Consider the following 18,072-nt stretch of genomic DNA (forward strand, 5'->3'; position numbering starts at 1 on the left):
AGCATCCGTGGCAGACGACCAGGAGCTGTCCCGCCGCTTGACCGACGTCGCGCGTGCGACCGACGGCGTGAGCCACGTGTTCCCGGCGAAGTCGATCGTGCGGGTCGCGGCGGACGCGGTCGCGGCGCAGCTCGAACTCCGTCAGCCGGGGACCATGGTGGACGTCCACCGCGGCGGTGGGGCCGTCCGGATCGCCGCGGAGGTCGCGGTCGACGGTGCTCGACCCGCGACGGAGACCGTGCGCGAGGTCGGTGAACGCATCCGCTCCGTCGTGGACGCCGAGCCCGGCCCCCGCCCCGACACCATCACGGTGGTGGTCCGGCTGGTCGACGACACCGTCGGGCTCACCGCGGACGACGTCGCGGCCGGTACGGTCTGACCCGACGCCCCAGGTCGGCGACCGACCCGACGGCAGCTGACCCGGCCACGCGCAGGCGCGAGACGGCCACGAAAGTTTTCCGGTCCTCCCGTCCGGCTTGTCCCGGCCACCCGCCCGTCCGTAGCGTCGACCGCAGACGCACGATGCGAGGGAGCATGCGATGACGGAGGACCGGTTGCGGGTCGCGATGATCGGCCACGGCTTCATGGGAGCCGCCCACTCGCAGGCCTGGCGGGTGGCACCGCGCTTCTTCCCGCTCGACCGGGAGCCCGAGATGACCGTCGTCGTCGGCCGCGACCTCGAGCGCACCGAGGCGGCCCGCGACCGCTTCGGCTGGCAACGCGCCGAGACCGACTGGCGTCGCGTCGTCGACGACCCCGACATCGACGTCGTCGACGTCTGCTCGCCGGGGTCCTCCCACGCCGAGGTCGCGATCGCCGCCCTGGAGGCCGGCAAGCACGTCCTCTGCGAAAAGCCGCTCGCCAACACCGTCGCCGAGGCGGAGGCCATGGTCGCCGCCGCTTCGTCGGCCGCGACGCGCGGGGTGCGCTCGATGGTGGGCTTCAGCTACCGGCGCGTCCCCGCCCTCGCGTTCGCCCGGCAGCTCGTGCAGGCCGGCCGGATCGGCGAGGTCCGCCACGCTCGTGCGCTGTACCTGCAGGACTGGCTCACCGACGCTACCGGTCCGATGACGTGGCGGCTGGACGCGTCCCTCGCCGGGTCCGGCTCGCTCGGCGACATCGGCGCGCACGCCGTGGACCTCGTCGAGCACATCACGGGGGCGACGCTCGGCTCCGTGAGTGGCACGCTCGAGACGTTCGTGCACGAGCGCCCGTTGTTGGCCGACGGCGTCGGCCTGTCCGGCACGGCCTCGGAGGAGCGCGGCCGGGTCACCGTCGACGACGCGGCGTGGTTCCTGGGGCGACTGACGGGAGGCGCGGCCCGGCCGGGCGGGACCGTCGCCTCGTTCGAGGCCACCCGGTACGCGACCGGGCGGAAGAACGGTCTGACCATCGAGATCAGCGGGTCCACCGGAGCGATCGCCTTCGACCTGGAGGCCATGAACGAACTGCGCGTGTACGACCAGGCCGCTCCGGCGGGGGAGCAGGGGTTCCGCCGGGTGCTCGTCACCGAACCGGAGCACCCGTACATGGCGCACTGGTGGCCGACCGGGCACACGATCGGCTACGAGCACACGTTCGTCCACGAGGTCGTCGACTTCGTCACCGCGATCACCTCCGGACAGCAGCCCGAGCCGTCCTTCGCCGTGGGGTTGCACGTGCAGGACGTCCTGGACGCCGTGCAGCGGAGCGCCGCCGACGGCAGTGCCTGGACGACCATCCCCGCGCGATGACCACTCCCTCCCCCGATCTCTCAGGAGCAGCACCCATGCAACGCCAGGCACTCGTCGTCCGCGGCGGTTGGGACGGGCACATGCCCGTCGAGACCACCGAGCTGTTCATCCCGTTCCTCCGCGACAACGGCTTCGACGTCCGTGTCGAGGAGAGCACCGCCGTCTACGCCGACCAGGCCGTGATGGACACGGTCGACCTCGTGGTGCAGGTCAACACGATGTCGACCATCGCGAAGGAGGAGTTCGACGGCCTGCAGCGCGCCGTCCTCGCCGGCACCGGCATGGCCGGGTGGCACGGCGGCATCGCGGACTCGTACCGGGACAACGCCGACTACCTGCACATGATCGGTGGCCAGTTCGCCCACCACGCGGGCAAGCACCCGTCCGAGCGCGTCGGCGAGCAGTCCGACAACTACATCCCCTACACGGTGCACGTCACGGACCTCGGCCGCGAGCACCCGATCACGCAGGGAATCGACGACTTCGACCTGGTCAGCGAGCAGTACTGGGTGCTCAGCGACGAGTACGACGACGTGCTCGCCACCACCACCCAGGAGGCCCGGAGCTGGGACGCCTGGAACCGCCCGGTGACCTCGCCGGCGATCTGGACCCGGCAGTGGGGCAAGGGGCGGATCTTCGTCTCGGCGCCCGGGCACCGCATCGAGATCGTCGAGTCGCAACCCGTCCGCACGATCATCGAGCGCGGTCTGCTGTGGGCCGCCCGATGAACGCCGCACCCCTCCGCGTCGGCATGGTCGGCGTCGGCAACATCAGCCGGCAGTACCTCGAGCAGTTCCCGTCGCTGCCCGACCTCCGGCTCACCGCGGTCGCCGACCTCGACACCGCCCGGGCTGCGACGGTCGCCGACGAGCAGGGCGTGCACGCCCTCGGGGTCGACGAGCTCCTGCAGTCGGACGAGGTCGACGTCGTGTTGAACCTGACGGTCCCGGCGGCGCACGCCGAGGTGGCACTCCGGGCACTCGCTGCGGGCAAGCACGTCTACGGCGAGAAGCCGCTCGCGCTGAGCACCGCCGAGGCATCTCCGGTGCTCGCCGCCGCCCAGACCGGAGGCCTGCGGGTCGGCAGCGCGCCGGACACCGTGCTCGGCACCGGTGTGCAGACCGCCCGCGCCGCACTCGACGAGGGTCGGATCGGCACGCCCGTCGCGGCCGCGGTGTCGTGGAGCGCGCCCGGCCACGAGCTCTGGCACCCGGCGCCCGGCTTCTACTACCAGCCCGGCGGCGGTCCGCTGCTGGACATGGGCCCGTACTACCTGACCAGCCTCGTCACGTTCTTCGGGTCCGTCGTGCGCGTCAGCGGGAGCACCACCCGGTCGACCCGGGAGCGCACGGTCGCGACCGGGCCGAACGCCGGGCAGGTCCTGCCCGTCGACGTCGACACCCACGTCGTCGCGATCCTGGAGCACGAGGGCGGGGTCGTCTCCACGCTCACGGTGTCGTTCGAGGTGTGGGCGACCGAGGCACCGCTGTTCGAGGTGCACGGCACCGCCGGGTCGCTGTCGGTCGCCGATCCGAACCGGTTCTCCGACCCGACCCGGATCGCGACGCCTGCGGACCGGACGTTCCGGGAACTGCCCGTCCTCGCCGGGTTCCCCGACGCTGGACGGGGCGTCGGTCTCGCCGACATGGCGCGGGCGATCGCGTCGGGGGAGTCGCACCGGGCCTCCGGTGACCTGGCGTTCCACGTGCTCGACGTCATGGAGTCCATCGTGACCGCGGGGCGGACGCACGGCGTCGTCGAGGTGGTGAGCCGGGCCTCCCGGCCGGCGGCGGTCCCGCTCGCGTAGCCCGGCGGACGGGCATCGCAGCGGCAGGTCCGGCGCGGTGATCGGTCGGTCGGCGCGAGGGGACCGCGTTCCCGTCAGCCGCCGGACGCCGCCGAGATGGCGACCGGCGACCCGGCCGCGCCGCAGGCCGCCCCGACCGACGCGACGGCGTCCTGCAGCCCGACGTCGTCCGGGTCGAGCGCGAGCGCCGAATCGGTGGCCGGGTGGTCCGTCAGCCACGTCTGCAGTGCGGCGACCGAGGTGCCGACGTCGCCGACGGACGGGAGCCGTTCGTAGACGAAGCGCGCGGCGTCGAGACGGGACCGGTACGCCTCGTCCCCGAGCACACCGCGCTGGTGTGCGTCGGCGGCGTTGAACGTGATGGTCTCGACGGCGCTCACCTGCCCGCACACCGCTGCGGCGCTGACGTCGGTGTCGCCCGGCGGCAGCGCCCGGGGCGTCGCGCTGACAGTCACGGTCTTCGTCGGTACTGGTTCGTCGGCCGTGCACCCGCTGAGCGTCACCACCCCGACGGTGCCGATGACGAGTGCGGTGATGACGTGCGCGCTGCGTGCCCCCATGCGGTCGATCCTGGCAGGGGAACCCGCCTCCACACCCTCGTCGTCGTCCGGATGATGCCGATCCGTGATGTCCGGCCCCGCTCTCCCAGCGGCGGGCGCGTCCGATGCCGACGGGAGGTGGGCACATGGCGCGCTCCATTTGTTGGCATCGCCGACAAATGGGTTGCGCGAAGCGCTTCGACGCTGTTAGCGTCGCCGTCGCGAGCTCGTCGAAGCGCTTCACAAGCCCTCCACGAGCCGCCCGACAGCAGCGACGAACGAGCACGAGGAGGTGCGCGCATGGTGACGATCCACGAGGTGGCGAAGGCCGCGGGCGTGTCGATCTCGACCGTCTCCTACGCCCTCTCCGGCAAGCGCAGCATCTCCGCCACCACCCGGGAGCGCATCGACCGAGCGGTCGCGGACCTGGACTACCGCCCGAACGCCGGTGCCCGGATGCTCGCCGGGGCCCGGACGAACATCCTCGCGCTGTCCGCCCCGATCCGGGAGGACGCGCACCTGCCGACGCACATGCGCTTCGTCACAGCGGTCGTCGAGGCTGCTCGGGCGCACGACGACGACGTCCTCCTGCTCGCCCGCGACGACGAGGTCACCGGCATCCGTCGCGTGGTCGACAGCTCGCTGGTCGACGGGGTCGTCGTGCTCGGCGTGTCCACGGACGACGAGCGGGCCGAGGTCGTTCGCAGTTCCGGTGCCGCGGCCGCGTTCGTCGGCGTCCCGGGTGACACCACGGGCTTGACCTGCATCGACCTGGACTTCGCCGAGGCCGGACGTGAATCCGTCCGGGCGCTCGCCGCCGCGGGGCACCGCAGCATCGGGGTCATCGGGCACCCCGCCACCTACGTCGAGCGGCACACCGGCTTCATCCGTCGGTTCGCCGACGCGTTCGAGGACGAGTGCCGGTCCGCCGGCATCGCGACCCTCGCCCTGTACCCGTCCCTCGACCGCGTCGACCAGCGTGCGGCCGCCGACGAGCTGCTCGCCGGCCTGCCCGACATGACGGCGCTCGTGTTCCACTGCAACGAGCCCGTCGTCGAGGCCGTCCTGGCCCACCTCGTGTCCCGGGGCATCCGTGTCCCCGAGGACGTCTCGGTCGTCGCCGCCTGCGCGAGCTACGACACCGACGCGCTCGAGGTCCCCCTGTCCACCATCCCCCTCCCGCTCGAGGAGATGTGTCGCGGCGCCGTGGAGGGCGCCGTCCGTCAGGTCGACGGTGTCCGTGAACCGGGCGTCACACTCCTCCGACCGCGGTTCATCGACCGCGGGTCCATCCGACCGGTGCACTGACCGGACACGGCTCCACCGGCGTCTTCGGCCGTGCACTGTCGAAGCGCTTCGATACTGCGACACCCCAACAACTACGAGGAAGTAGCGACATGAAGAAGTCACGCCTGCTCGGCGCACTCGCCGGGCTCGCCGCGACCGCCGTCGTCCTGACCGGCTGTTCCGCCGGTGGGAGCGCCGACGACCGCAGCAACGAGGACGGCAAGACGCTGAAGCTCTGGCACTTCGAGTCCGAGGACTCCGCCATGGGCAAGGCCTGGAAGGAGTCCATCAAGGTCTTCGAGAAGGAGACCGGCGCGAAGGTCGAGTTCCAGGAGAAGAGCTTCGAGCAGATCCGGAAGACGGCCAGCCAGTCGCTGAACTCCGACCAGGCGCCGGACCTCATCGAGTACAACAAGGGCAACGCCACCGCCGGCCTGCTCGCCAGCCAGGGCCTGCTCAGCCCGCTCGACGACGCGGTGGAGAAGTACGGCTGGGACGACAAGCTGGCGAAGTCCCTGCAGACCACCGCGCGCTACGACGACAAGGGCGTGATGGGCTCCGGCTCCTGGTACGGCGTGCCGGACTACGGCGAGTACGTGGAGTTCTACTACAACAAGGAGCTCTTCGAGAAGTACGGCGTCGAGGTCCCGAAGACCCAAACCGACCTCGAGAAGGCGATGGCCACGTTCGAGTCGAAGGGCGTCACACCCCTCGCCGAGTCCGCCGCGGAGTACCCGCTCGGCCAGCTCTGGTACCAGCTCGCACTGTCCAAGGCGGACCGCAGCTGGGTCGACGACTACCAGCTGTACAAGAACCCGGTGGACTTCTCCGACGAGCAGATCTCGTACGCCACGAAGACGATCAAGGACTGGACCGACAAGGGCTACATCTCCGGTGACGCCACCGGCATGAAGGCCGAGGACGCGGGCACCGCCTTCATCAGCGGCAAGTACCCGATGTTCTTCTCCGGCTCGTGGTGGTACGGCCGCTTCGGCACCGAGATGCAGCAGGACTGGGGCACCTTCCTGTACCCGGGCGCCGAGATGTCGCCCGGTTCGTCCGGCAACCTCTGGGTCGTCCCGACCAAGGCGAAGAACAAGACGCTCGCCGAGAAGTTCATCGACATCACGCTCCGTCCCGAGATGCAGGCGATCATCGGCAACAACGGTGGTGTCCCGGTCGCGGCGACCGAGTCCGACATCACCGACGAGAAGAGCAAGGAACTCATCGCCAACTTCAACACGCTCACCGAGCGTGACGGTCTGGCGTACTACCCCGACTGGCCCACGTCGACGTTCTACGACCAGCTGAACGCCGGTCTGCAGAGCGTCCTCAACGGCAGCAGCTCGCCGAAGCAGGTCAACGAGGAGCTCGGCCAGCAGTACGCCGACGGCGTGAAGGCCGTCACGGGTTGACCTGACGGTCTCGACCCTCCGGTCACCTGCACCACCCCGGTCGCTGACGCGGCCACCCGGGAGGCGCGTGACGAGTCCGACTCGTCACGCGCCTCCCGGGCCCCTCACCCGCACCACCCCACTCCCCGGAAGGGAAGCCCGACGATGGCGTCCAGTCCTCCTCTCGCGCCGCTCCGCGGCCGCGTGCCCCGCCCCCGCCGCCGCGACGACGGCGTGATCATGCCCGCCTCCGGCCGCGGCAGCTACTGGTTCTACCTGCTCCCCGGCTTCGTGCTGCTGGCGGCGATCATCCTCGTGCCGCTCGGGTGGAACGTGTACCTGTCGTTCACGAACTACCGCGGGATCCTGCCGCCGCAGTTCACCGGGCTCGACAACTGGCGCCGGCTGATGGCCGACGGGCAGTTCTGGATCTCGTTCCGGAACAGCATCGTGATGATCCTGGCGATGGTGATCGTCCCCACCAGCCTGGGGCTCGTCCTCGCCGCCGCGCTGTTCGACGTGATCGGCAAGAAGTTCGGCGGCAAGCTCGCCAGCTTCCTCCGCGCCACCTACTACCTGCCGCAGATCCTGCCGGCCGTCATCGCGGCGATCGTCATCGGGTGGATCCTGCGCCCGGAGAACGGTGCGCTCAACGCGGTGCTCGGCGCGGTCGGACTCGACGGTCTGCAGCACAACTGGCTCGGCAGCCCGGACACCGCGCTGCTCTCGGTCGCGGTCGTGCTCGTGTGGGTGCAGATCGGCTACCCGGTCGTCGTCTTCATGGCGGCCCTGCAGCGCGTCGACCCGGAGCTCTACGAAGCCGCCGAACTCGACGGTGCGAACTGGTTCCAGCGGTTCCGCTCGATCACCGTGCACATCATCCGGCCCGAGATCTTCGTCGTCGTGCTCACCTGCACGATCGCGGCGCTCAAGGTGTTCGGGCCCGTCTACGCCCTGACGGGCGGCGGCCCCGGCAACGCCACGATCGTGCCGAGCTACTACTCGTACAGCCAGTTCTTCCAGGCGCAGCAGGTCGGGTACGGCGCCACCATCGCCACCGCCCTGACGGTCGTCATCGTGATCGTGGCCATCGGGTTCATCGCCGCCCAGAACCGGGCCGAACGCAAGGAGGAGGCACGATGACCGTGTCCGCACCCAGCACCAGGGCGACCGTCACGGCGGACGCGGGCCGGGCCTCCCGCCCGACGGCGAAGCCGCGCAAGCGACCGGGCGAAGGCGGGGTCAAGCGGCCCTCCGACTGGGTCGTCCTCGCCGGCGGGATCGTCATCGCGGTGCTCATCGCCGCGCCGTTCCTGCTCATCCTGCTCAACTCGTTCAAGACGCCGGCGGACTACGCGGCCGGCGGTCCGCTCGCCTGGCCGACGCAGTTGTCCTTCGACGGCATCACGACGTTCTGGAACCGGGTCGACTTCCCGCTGAAACTCTGGAACAGCGTCTTCATCAGCGGCATGGTGGCGCTGCTCGCGGTGCTCATCTCGATCCTCAACGCGTTCGCGATCGGCATCGGCCGGGTCCGCTACCGCACCTGGATCGTGGTGCTGTTCATGCTCGCGAACATGCTGCCGCAGGAGGTGCTGCTCTACCCGCTCTACATGATGTTCAAGGGCATCGGACTGTACGACAACGTGTGGAGCGTGATCATCGTCTTCACGGTGATCCAGTCCGCGTTCGGCACGTACCTGCTCTCGAGCGTCTACGGGACCTTCCCGAAGGAGATCCTCGAGGCCGCCGCGCTCGACGGCGCCGGTCGTTGGCGTGTGCTCTGGCGGGTCATCGTCCCGATCAGCCGCCCGACCCTGTCCGTCCTGCTCATCTTCTTCTTCATCTGGACGTGGAACGAGTTCCTCATCCCCCTGACCTTCCTGGTCAGCAACGACAACCAGACGGTTCCGGTCGCGATCTCCCTGCTGCAGGGCGACCGGCTGATGGACGTCACCACCACGAGCGCGTCGGCCCTGCTCGGCCTCATCCCGACGCTCGTGTTCTTCCTCATCTTCCAGCGCACCCTCGCGCGCGGCATCACGGCAGGAGCGGTCAAGTAATGAAGTTCACCGACGGGTTCTGGCAGCTCAGGCCCGGAGTCCACCCCGTGTACGCCGCCGAGGCGTACGACATCGACGCACGGCAGTCGCCCGAGGGTGACCGCCTGGTCGTCACGGCGCCGACCAAGGTCATCGCGTCGCGGGGCGACACCCTCAACCGTCCGACCCTCACCGTCTCACTGTCCAGCCCCATGGAGGGCGTGGTCACCGTCCGCGTCGAGCACTTCCGGGCACCGCGTCCGGAGCTCTCCTTCGACCTGGTCGGCCAGGAGGCGGGGCACGGCTCCGCCACGGTCGAGGACGGTGTCGGGACCCTCACCTCCGGAGACCTGTCGGCCGTCGTCACCCGCGGAGCGCCCTGGGACCTGCGGTTCGTGGCGACCGACGCGGACGGCACCGAGCGGGTGCTCACCAACTCCGGGCACAAGTCGCTCGGGTACGTCACCCTCGACCCCGGCGCCGAAGTCTCCCGTGGGGTGGTCGGCAACGCCCGGGTCCAAGGCGCGGACGCACCGGCGTCTGACCGGTTCGTGCACGCGCAGCTCGACCTGGGCGTGGGGGAGCTCGTCTACGGGCTCGGCGAACGCTTCGGGCCGCTCGTCAAGAACGGGCAGACCGTCGACATCTGGAACGCCGACGGTGGCACCTCGAGCGAGCAGTCGTACAAGAACGTGCCGTTCTACCTGACCAACCGCGGGTACGGCGTCCTCGTCGACCACCCCGGGCACGTCTCCTTCGAGGTCGGTTCCGAGACCGTCGAGCGCGTGCAGTTCTCGGTGCCGGGGGAGTCCCTGGTGTTCCACGTCATCGGCGGCGGCAGCCCGTCAGCCGTCCTGGAGCGGTACACCCAGCTCACCGGTCGTCCGGCGCACGTGCCGGCGTGGTCCTACGGCCTGTGGTTGTCGACCTCGTTCACGACCGACTACGACGAAGCGACCGTGACCTCGTTCGTCGACGAGATGACCGCCCGCCAGCTGCCGGTCTCGGTGTTCCACTTCGACTGCTTCTGGATGCGCGAGTTCACCTGGTGTGACTTCGAGTGGGACCCCCGGGTGTTCCCGGACCCCACCGGCATGCTCGGACGACTGCACGACAAGGACCTGCGGGTCTGCGTGTGGATCAACCCGTACATCGGGCAGGCGTCGGCGCTGTTCGACGAGGCGGTCGAAGGCGGCTACCTCGTCATGAACCCCGACGGCACCGTCTGGCAGTGGGACCTCTGGCAGGCCGGCATGGGGCTCGTCGACTTCACGAACCCGGACGCCACCGCCTGGTACCAGTCGAAACTCCGGGCACTCGTCGAGCAGGGCGTCGACTGCTTCAAGACCGACTTCGGCGAGCGCATCCCCCTCGACGTGGTCTACGCCGACGGCAGCGACCCCGAGCGGATGCACAACTGGTACACCCAGCTGTACAACCAGGCCGTGTTCGAGGTGCTGCAGGAGACCAAGGGCCAGGGTGACGCGGTCGTGTTCGCCCGCTCCGCCACCGCCGGCGGCCAGCAGATGCCGGTGCACTGGGGCGGGGACAACACCTCGTCGTTCCCGTCGATGGCGGAGACCCTGCGCGGCGGCCTGTCCCTGGCGCTGTCCGGCTTCGGTTTCTGGTCGCACGACATCGGCGGCTTCGAGGGCACCCCGGACCCGGCCGTCTTCAAGCGCTGGGTGCAGTTCGGGCTGCTCTCATCGCACAGCCGTTTCCACGGCAGCAGTTCCTACCGGGTGCCGTGGGCGTTCGACGAGGAAGCGGTCGACGTCACGCGGACCTTCACCGAGTTGAAGCTCCGGCTGATGCCGTACCTGTACGCGGCCGGGCTCGAGGCGTCGGCGCGGGGCATCCCGGTGATGCGTCCGATGCCGCTGGCGTTCCCGGACGACCCGACCGCGGCGTACTGCGACCGGCAGTACCTGCTCGGACCGGACCTGCTCGTCGCGCCGGTGTTCAGCGAGTCCGGCGACGTCGAGTACTGGCTCCCGGCGGGCTCGTGGACGAACTGGTTCACGGGCGAGGTCGTTCCCGGCGGGGTCTGGCGGCGCGAGCGGCACGGCTTCGACACCCTCCCGCTCTGGGTCCGCGAGGGCGCGGTCCTGCCGCTGTCCACCCGCACCGACCGGCCGGACCACGACTACCACAAGGCCCTCGAGTTCCGGGCGTTCCCGGGCGCCGGTGGTGCCGGCACCCGTGACGTGGTGGTGACGTCCCCCGCCGGCCGGGCGGTCACGTACCCGATCGCGTTCGCTGACGACGGCACGGTCACGGCCGCCGGCTGACACGCGATCGTCCGTTCGCGCTGGGCGACAGTCCTCGCGGCCGCCACCACGAGGACTGTCGCTCAGCGCGAACCGAGCGAACCGAGCGGACAGCGCGGCACGCGGCCGCCCCCGCCGGCCGCACTACGCTGGCGGGACGGACGATCGGAGCGGACATGTCGGAGGCGAGCACAGCCTCCCGTCCTGCGCGCACCACGGACGTCGTCCGGCGCCGCAACCTCGCCCGGGTCCTGCGACTCGTGCACGAGCGTGGACCGATGCCCCGCTCCGCCCTCACCCGTGAGACCGGACTGAACCGCTCCACGGTCGCCGCCCTCGTCGGCGAACTCGTCGACCTCGGCCTGGTCGTCGAGGGGGACGCGCCGCCCGCCACCGGCGTCGGACGTCCGAGTGCGACCGTCTCCGCTTCGGCCGAGGTCGTCGCCCTCGGGATCGTCCCCGAGATCGACGCCGTGACCCTGGCCGTCATCGGCCTCGACGGCACCGAACACGAGCGGCGGACCGTCCGGACCTCCTCGGTCTCGACACCGGACGAAGCGCTGGCCATCGCCACCGACCTGGTCGCGGCTGCGGCCGAGCGGCAACGGACCGCGGGCCGACGGGTCGTCGGCGTCGCGGTGTCGGTCCCCGGGATCGTCCGGGTCGGTGACGGTGTCGTCCGGTACGCCCCGCACCTCGCCTGGCGTGACGAGGCGTTCGCCGCTCCGCTCGCCGAGCGCACCGGGCTGCCGGTACTGGCCGCGAACGACGCGAACCTCGGCGTCACCGCGGAGTTCCTCTACGGTGCCGGGCGCGGGGCCACCGACGTCGTGTACGTCAACGGCGGTGCGAGTGGCATCGGTGGCGGGATCATCACCGGTGGCCGCCCACTCGCCGGTGCCGCCGGGTACGCGGGGGAGCTCGGCCACACCTTCGTCGCGGCGAACGGGATCCGCTGCCACTGCGGGGCCGTCGGGTGCCTGGAGACGGAGGCCTCGCAGGCAGCGCTGCTCGATGCCGCCGGACTCGGGATCGACCAGGCCGACCGGCTCGGCGACGTCCTCGCCGACGGTCCCCGGCCGGAGTTGGCGGCCGTCGTCGACCGGCAGGTCACGGCGCTCGCCGTCGCCATCCGCAACGTGGTGCACACGGTGAACCCGGACGTCGTCGTGCTCGGCGGGTTCCTCGGCACGCTGTTGCGGCACGTCGGGCCCCGACTCGAGGACGCCGTGCGCGCGCAGACGATGACCGCGATGGGCGAGGACCTGCGGATCGTCCCGGCGGAGCTCGTCGGCAGTGTGCTCTTCCGCGGTGCGGCCGAGCTCGCGTTCACGTCACTGCTGGCCGACCCGGCGGCGGGCTGAGCGGCGGCCGTCCCGACAGGCCGCGAGGCCTCCTCATTCGCCGGAGTGCGTCCGCTGTGCTCGCCGCTGCCGACGCCGGACCGCCCAACCGAGGTTGCCGCCGCCGAGGGCCATCCCGGTGCCACTCGCGACCGCGCTCAGCACGGGATGTCCGTCCTCCCGGAGGTCCACTGACAGTGCAGCCCCTGCGAGGAGCGTGCACATCGCCAGGAACGCTGCGAACCCGATGCTCGAGACGACCCTCACCGTCGCGGTGACTGCGCGGTTCAGCCCGGTCACGCGCAGAACGGGGCTGGCTTGCCTGAAGCGTGGACTCGCAGGACTTTCTTCCCGCACTTGACGCCACCGTTGTTGCTGATGGCGGTGAAGGCAAGCAGGACGACGACGTTGGCGATGACACACACCGCCGGACCGAGCGCACACAGCCCTTCGGCGGCGACGACTCCGCCTCCGCCGATGATCACCTGCTGATCGAACGAGTTGAAGTCGACGAAGACGCCGTTCTTGTCCTTTCCTGCTCCGAGTCGGTGGTCCCGACCGGGCACGGTCAGATCGAGGTCCAGGTGCCCCGCGGAGATCGTCACGAGGCGAGTGCCGTCGGCGCTGGTCACATCACTCGTCAGCGCACCGGCAGCGTCTGCTTCCCGGATGGCTTCAGCGACGACACCAGGGTTCGACGCTCGCGCTGCGGCGGCCGTGTCCAGCTCCGTCGGCCGAGTGGTGGCAGACGCCACCGCCGGCGTCCAGAGCAGGCTGCTCAGCGTCAGCGCAACGGTGGTCGCGATGCAGGTGATCGTGGTCGGGCCGGAATTCATCGTTCCTCCTGGGTGAGTCGTTGCGCCGCAACAACTCGACCGTAGAAGACTTCCCGACGCATTGCAATGAAGAACAGCAATGTGGAATACCGGCAGAGGCACGGTGGCGGCCACTGACGAGCCTCCCGGCCGGCACCTGGCCGAGTGGACTCGCGGACGCCCGCCGCCGTTCGGGTCAGGGCGGGCGTCCACGGCCTGCGCGTGCCTCCGGGAGTGGCAGGCGCGAGTCGTCGCTCCACGAGGTCAGGGTCCCTCGCGTGCCTTCCGGCTGGGCGACTCGAGTGACGCTACGCCGTCCGGCTGGACGGTGTTCGATGTGGGCCGCGAGGCTCCTCGCGCCACGTTGCTGACCGTCGCGTCAGTCGGCCCGTCGACGGCGCGGAGCGGCGGAGCGGGGCGGCGCCTCGCGGAGACGCGTCCCGACCTGGTTCAGGATCCGTGCGAGCGACTCGACGTCCGCTTCGGACAGTGAGGCGAAGAGGAGTTCGCGCACGAGCGCGATGTGTCCCGGGAACACGGCGGACAGGACCTCGCGGCCCGCGTCGGTGATCGTGACGACGACGCGGCGCTCGTCTTCGGGCGACGGTGCCCTGGAGACGAGCCCGCGCTGGTCGAGCAGCTGCGCCTGGTAGGTCAGTCCACTCCGGCTGTAGACGACGCCGTCCGCCAGGTCGGTCATGCTCCGGCTGCCGCTCGGATCGTCGCCGAGTCGGGCGAGCAACTGGAACTGCACGTAGCTGAGCGCTCCGACGTCCTTGAGCTGCTTCTCGACCGCGGGTCGGAGCAGGGCGCTGACCTCGGTGAACGAGAGGTAGGCGGTCAGTTGCGCTCCGGTGAGCGGGAGCGGTGTCTCGGTCATGCATTGATCCTACCCATTGCTTCAACTTCGAAGCAGTGGTACCTTCCTGACAAGTGCTTCGAACTCGAAGCAACAAGGAGAGGAAACGACCATGAAGGCAGTCCAGTTCCAGGAGATCGGCGGCCCCGAGGTGCTCCGGTACGTCGACGTCGCACAGCCCGTCCCGGCCGAGGGCGAGGTCCGGGTCCGGGTCGCCGCCTCGGCGTTCAGTGCCGCCGACGCCGGGATGCGCGCCGGGGCCCTCCCCATCCCGATCGTGCTGCCGCACGTCCCCGGCTACGACGTCTCCGGCACGGTGGACGCCGTGGGGGCTGGAGTCGAGGGGCTCACCGTCGGTGACACGGTCATCGGGTTCCTGCCCATGGAGCGGGACGGCGGCGCGGCCGAGTACGTCGTCGCTCCTGCCGACGTCCTCGTCCCCGCCCCGACGAGCATCCCGCTCGCCGACGCCGCCGCACTGCCCTCCGTCGCCCTGACGGCCTGGCAGGCGCTCGTCGACGACGGACGGCTGCAGGCCGGGCAGCGCCTGCTGGTCGTCGGCGCGGGCGGTGTGGTCGGCAAGTACGCGGTCCAGCTGGCGAAGCAGCTCGGCGCACACGTCGTCGCGACCGCCAGCCCCCGCAGTGCCGACGCCGTCTGGGCTGCGGGAGCGGACGAGGTCGTCGACCACACCACGACGGACCTGCTGGACGCCGTCACCGAACCGGTCGACGTGCTCCTCAACCTGGCCCCGCTCGACCCCGCGGAGTTCACCCGACTGGTCGCCCTGGTCGGTGACGGCGGCGCGGTCGTCAGCACCACCGCCTGGATGCCCGCCCCGGACGACGCATCACGTGGCGTGCGCTCCGCGGTCGTCTTCGTGCTGCCGAACCGCGACCGTCTGACACGCCTGGTGTCCCTGGTCGACGAGGGCTCGCTGCACGTGGAGGTCACGCGGCGCATCCCGCTCACCGCGCTGCCGGCCCTGCACGCCGAGGCCGCCGACGGGGCCATCGCCGGCAAGGTGGTCGTCCTGCCCTGAGGTGGGACGGACACGACGAGCCGCGTCAGCCGTCGGGTGTGGCGTCGACGGTCAGCGCGCCCGCCACCACGCCCGTACGTGGTCACGAGCCCGCCAGGCCACCCGGAGCCGTCGCGCCCACCGGCGTGAGGGTGAGGCGCGCCGACCGGTCACCCGGAAGGTGTGGAACGCGCGTCGTGCACGCAACAGTGCGGACGGGAGGCTCGAGAACGGTCGCGCGGACACCCCCACCGCCAGCACGGGATCGGCCAGCACCCGCCACGACGGGTCCAGCTGCATGCTGAGGTCGACGTCGTCGTGGACCTCCGGGTCGTCCCGGTGCACCCGGTCGCTGACGGCGAGCCATGCGGACCTGCGGATCGCTGTCGCGGACCCGAACAACGGTGGTCGAGCGAGTGCGCCGTGCATGAGGACGAAGTACGGCTGCATGTAGAGGACCGGCCAGGCGAGCCGGACGAGGGGCCCGGCGTCCACGGGCCGGCCCGGACCGGTGACCGCGACCACGGCGGGGTCCTCGAGCAGGTCGAGCGCGCTCGCGATCCAGTGCGGCGGCGGCACGGAGTCCGCATCGAGCCGGACGATCACGTCCCCTCGGGCCGTGTCGTAGCCGAGCGACGACGCACGGGCGATGCCGCGGACCGGTTCGACGCAGAGGACGGCGCCGGCGGCACGGGCCACGGCCGCGCTGTCGTCGGAGCTGCCGTTGTCGACGACGACGACCTCGTCCGGGAGCCGGGTCTGCGCCGCCAGAGCCGTCAGGCACCGTCGAAGGTGCTCGGCGTCGTCGCGCACGGGGACCACGACCGAGACGGATGGCATGCCTCCAGCCAACCGGACGGTCGCTGTGAAGGAGGGGCATGTCGCTCCTCGACTGGCGTTCTGGGGAGGGTCGAGCGGGAATCCGCGCAGATCGGCGTTCCTGGAACCCGTCCCAGACTCTTCCGCGCAGGTTCGTGTCCAACGCAGCGGGTGCACCGCCCGCCGCGACGAGAAGACCGGAAGGCCGACCATGACCACGAACCCACCCGGGAACGACTCCGGGACGCCCATCCACGACGCCACGGCTGCCGCCGAGGGTCACGAGATCCACCCCGGCGTCACGGTCCCGTCCTACGCGAGCGGTACCCCCGTCGCGCGCCCCACCGGATTCGACGACCTCGAACCGCTGGACGCCATCCCCGCCGACGAGCAGCTGCCCGCGGGCACCGTCCCCGCCGGCAGCCTGACCGCGACCGGTACCGGCAGCGGCGTCAGCAGCACCGGCTCCGACGACAGCTCGAGCGGTGGCAAGGCCGACGCCGCGAAGGGTGCCGCCTCCGACGTCGCCGGCGACGCCAAGGAGAAGGCCGCGAACGTCGCGGGCACCGCCAAGGAGCAGGCCGCGAACGTCGCCTCCGAGGTGTCGGACCACGCACGCCAGCTCTACGGGCAGGCGTCCAGCACCCTCAAGGACCAGGCTGCCGACCAGCAGCAGCGCGCCGCCGGCGGACTCCGCACGATCGGTGAGCAGCTCGGCAAGATGGCCGAGAACGACGACGAGCAGGGCCTGGCCTCGAAGGTCGTCCGCGACCTGTCGAACCGTGCCGGTTCCTTCGCCGGGTACCTCGAAGGCCGTGACCCGGGTTCGCTCGTCGACGACGTGAAGTCGTTCGCAGCGCGCCGTCCGGGCACCTTCATCGCGATCGCCGCCGGTGCGGGCATCCTCGCCGGCCGTCTCGCCAAGGCGCTGACGACCGAGATCAAGCACGAGAAGGAAGCCGAGGCGTCCGGCACCACCGGGACGACCGGGACCTCCGACCTCGGCTCGACGGGCGTCACCGGCACGAGCACCACGGGGACCGGCACCGCCGGGACGGGGCCGCTCGTATGACCGATCCGTTCCCCGGCGCGACCGGTCGGACGGTGCCCGGGCAGCCGAGCGCCGAGGAGCGTGCTGCATCGACGCCCCTCGGCGAACTCCTCTCCGAGGTGTCCCGTGACCTCTCGACCCTCTTCCGGCAGGAGGTCGCGCTCGCCAAGGCAGAGCTGACCGACTCCGCGAAGAAGGCGGGCAAGGGCGCCGGCATGTTCGGCGGCGCCGGGGTCACCGGGCTGTTCGCTCTGCTGTTCCTGTCGATCGCCGCATGGTGGGGCCTCGGCTACCTCATCGGCAACGCCTGGTCCGCCGTGGTCATCGCCGTCATCTACGCCATCGCCGCAGCGATCCTCGCCTCCCGCGGGCGCAAGGAGATCAAGCAGATCAACGGTGCGCCGCAGACGGTCGCGACCGTCAAGGAAGTCCCCGAGACACTCAAGCCCAACAACGGGAGGAACTGATGAGTACCCCAGACGAGATCCGCGCCGACATCGAGCGCACCCGCGGCGAACTCGGTTCGGACGTCGACGCCCTGGCCGACAAGGTCAACCCGTCGTCGATCGCCCACCGCCAGACCGAGAAGGTCAAGGGCCGGTTCCAGGACGCCCGCGACTCCGTGATGGGCGCGGCGGGCAGCGCACGCGACTCCGTCATGGGCGCGGCCGGCTCGGCTCGCTCCAGCGTCTCCGGCTCCACGTCGAACGCGACCGGTTCCGCCAAGGACGCCGCCTCGCGCGGTGTCGAGAAGGCGAAGGGCAACCCGCTCGCCGTGGGCCTCATCGCCTTCGGTGTCGGCTGGCTCGCGTCGTCGCTCCTGCCCTCCTCCACCAAGGAAGAGGAACTCGCGGGCGACCTCAAGGACAAGGCCGCACCGCTCCTGGACAAGGCGAAGGAGCAGGCCAAGGACGCCAGCGGCCCGCTCGTCGACGCCGCCAAGGAGCACGCGCAGGACCTCAAGGGCACCGCGCAGGACGCCGCCCAGACGGTCAAGGACGAGGCGCAGGGCGCCGCGTCCGACGTGAAGGACAACGCGCAGTCGTCGGCGGACGACGTCCGCAGCGCCTGACACGTCACCACCTGACGGAC

The 18,072-nt window shown here is 70.8% G+C and carries 19 protein-coding genes; 14 read left to right on the plus strand and 5 right to left on the minus strand.

The features are described 5' to 3' along the window. Positions 1–7 precede the first annotated feature (7 nt). The 4 genes from DEI89_RS14730 to DEI89_RS14745 all read left to right on the plus strand — a co-directional run bounded on the left by DEI89_RS14730 (position 8) and on the right by DEI89_RS14745 (position 3,540). Positions 8–379 carry a hypothetical protein gene (locus tag DEI89_RS14730; protein ID WP_110904811.1) on the plus strand — a complete coding sequence of 124 codons (372 nt, stop codon included), beginning with the start codon at positions 8–10 and terminating at the stop codon, positions 377–379. A 160-nt stretch (positions 380–539) separates the two neighbouring features. Further along, the gene (locus tag DEI89_RS14735) at positions 540–1,733 is read left to right on the plus strand and encodes a Gfo/Idh/MocA family protein (RefSeq protein ID WP_110904812.1); all 1,194 of its coding nucleotides are present in this window, start codon (positions 540–542) and stop codon (positions 1,731–1,733) included. 35 nt (positions 1,734–1,768) lie between these two features. Further along, positions 1,769–2,461 (plus strand): ThuA domain-containing protein, encoded by a 693-nt coding sequence (locus DEI89_RS14740; RefSeq protein WP_110904813.1) that lies wholly within the window; start codon positions 1,769–1,771, stop codon positions 2,459–2,461. Beyond that, positions 2,458–3,540: a Gfo/Idh/MocA family protein gene (locus DEI89_RS14745; RefSeq protein ID WP_110904855.1), complete on the plus strand. Its 1,083-nt coding sequence runs from the start codon at positions 2,458–2,460 to the stop codon at positions 3,538–3,540. The genes DEI89_RS14740 and DEI89_RS14745 overlap by 4 nt, the downstream gene beginning before the upstream one ends. A gap of 74 nt (positions 3,541–3,614) precedes the next feature. On the opposite strand, the gene DEI89_RS14750 is transcribed toward DEI89_RS14745, so the two are convergent. Then, on the minus strand, positions 3,615–4,100 hold the full coding sequence (locus tag DEI89_RS14750; RefSeq protein ID WP_110904814.1) for a hypothetical protein: 486 nt from the start codon (positions 4,098–4,100) through the stop codon (positions 3,615–3,617). A 279-nt stretch (positions 4,101–4,379) separates the two neighbouring features. On the opposite strand from DEI89_RS14750, the gene DEI89_RS14755 reads away from it, so the two are divergent. The 6 genes from DEI89_RS14755 (at position 4,380) to DEI89_RS14780 (ending at position 12,436) form a co-directional block, all read left to right on the plus strand. Next, positions 4,380–5,387, plus strand: coding sequence for a LacI family DNA-binding transcriptional regulator (locus DEI89_RS14755; RefSeq protein ID WP_181421682.1), 1,008 nt, complete (start codon positions 4,380–4,382; stop codon positions 5,385–5,387). A gap of 89 nt (positions 5,388–5,476) precedes the next feature. Next, positions 5,477–6,781, plus strand: coding sequence for an ABC transporter substrate-binding protein (locus DEI89_RS14760; RefSeq protein ID WP_110904816.1), 1,305 nt, complete (start codon positions 5,477–5,479; stop codon positions 6,779–6,781). Positions 6,782–7,000: 219 nt separating this feature from the next. Further along, a complete protein-coding gene (locus DEI89_RS14765) occupies positions 7,001–7,903 on the plus strand; it encodes a carbohydrate ABC transporter permease (protein ID WP_110891462.1) in 903 nt (300 codons plus the stop codon). Then, positions 7,900–8,823: a carbohydrate ABC transporter permease gene (locus DEI89_RS14770; RefSeq protein WP_110904818.1), complete on the plus strand. Its 924-nt coding sequence runs from the start codon at positions 7,900–7,902 to the stop codon at positions 8,821–8,823. The genes DEI89_RS14765 and DEI89_RS14770 overlap by 4 nt, the downstream gene beginning before the upstream one ends. Further along, positions 8,823–11,093 carry an alpha-xylosidase gene (yicI, locus tag DEI89_RS14775; RefSeq protein WP_110904819.1) on the plus strand — a complete coding sequence of 757 codons (2,271 nt, stop codon included), beginning with the start codon at positions 8,823–8,825 and terminating at the stop codon, positions 11,091–11,093. The genes DEI89_RS14770 and yicI overlap by 1 nt, the downstream gene beginning before the upstream one ends. A 155-nt stretch (positions 11,094–11,248) precedes the next feature. Continuing rightward, complete coding sequence (locus DEI89_RS14780; RefSeq protein ID WP_110904820.1) at positions 11,249–12,436, plus strand: ROK family transcriptional regulator; 1,188 nt, start codon at positions 11,249–11,251, stop codon at positions 12,434–12,436. 33 nt (positions 12,437–12,469) lie between these two features. Here the strand turns inward: DEI89_RS14780 and DEI89_RS14785 are convergent, their stop codons facing one another. The 3 genes from DEI89_RS14785 to DEI89_RS14795 form a co-directional block, all read right to left on the minus strand. Further along, the gene (locus tag DEI89_RS14785; protein ID WP_110904821.1) at positions 12,470–12,715 is read right to left on the minus strand and encodes a hypothetical protein; all 246 of its coding nucleotides are present in this window, start codon (positions 12,713–12,715) and stop codon (positions 12,470–12,472) included. After that, positions 12,712–13,365, minus strand: a complete 654-nt coding sequence (locus tag DEI89_RS14790; RefSeq protein ID WP_146236818.1) for a hypothetical protein — start codon at positions 13,363–13,365, stop codon at positions 12,712–12,714. The genes DEI89_RS14785 and DEI89_RS14790 overlap by 4 nt, the downstream gene beginning before the upstream one ends. A 244-nt stretch (positions 13,366–13,609) precedes the next feature. Further along, positions 13,610–14,110, minus strand: a complete 501-nt coding sequence (locus DEI89_RS14795; RefSeq protein ID WP_110904823.1) for a MarR family winged helix-turn-helix transcriptional regulator — start codon at positions 14,108–14,110, stop codon at positions 13,610–13,612. Positions 14,111–14,201: 91 nt separating this feature from the next. Between DEI89_RS14795 and DEI89_RS14800 the strand changes: the two genes are divergently transcribed. Continuing rightward, complete coding sequence (locus DEI89_RS14800) at positions 14,202–15,131, plus strand: NADP-dependent oxidoreductase (RefSeq protein WP_110904824.1); 930 nt, start codon at positions 14,202–14,204, stop codon at positions 15,129–15,131. 51 nt (positions 15,132–15,182) lie between these two features. Here DEI89_RS14800 and DEI89_RS14805 read toward each other — a convergent pair whose 3' ends face one another. Further along, a complete protein-coding gene (locus DEI89_RS14805; RefSeq protein WP_110904825.1) occupies positions 15,183–15,950 on the minus strand; it encodes a glycosyltransferase family 2 protein in 768 nt (255 codons plus the stop codon). A gap of 190 nt (positions 15,951–16,140) precedes the next feature. Between DEI89_RS14805 and DEI89_RS14810 the strand changes: the two genes are divergently transcribed. The 3 genes from DEI89_RS14810 to DEI89_RS14820 are packed head-to-tail and all read left to right on the plus strand — an operon-like array spanning position 16,141 to position 18,052. After that, on the plus strand, positions 16,141–17,001 hold the full coding sequence (locus DEI89_RS14810) for a hypothetical protein (RefSeq protein WP_110904826.1): 861 nt from the start codon (positions 16,141–16,143) through the stop codon (positions 16,999–17,001). After that, positions 16,998–17,447, plus strand: a complete 450-nt coding sequence (locus tag DEI89_RS14815) for a phage holin family protein (protein ID WP_110904827.1) — start codon at positions 16,998–17,000, stop codon at positions 17,445–17,447. Before DEI89_RS14810 ends, DEI89_RS14815 begins: the two co-directional genes overlap by 4 nt. Next, entirely contained in the window at positions 17,447–18,052 is a 606-nt protein-coding gene (locus DEI89_RS14820; protein ID WP_309146535.1) for a DUF3618 domain-containing protein, read from the plus strand. The genes DEI89_RS14815 and DEI89_RS14820 overlap by 1 nt, the downstream gene beginning before the upstream one ends. Positions 18,053–18,072: the final 20 nt, after the last annotated feature.

Origin of the sequence: Curtobacterium sp. MCBD17_030, from assembly GCF_003224255.1 — a bacterium.
Lineage (GTDB): Bacteria > Actinomycetota > Actinomycetes > Actinomycetales > Microbacteriaceae > Curtobacterium.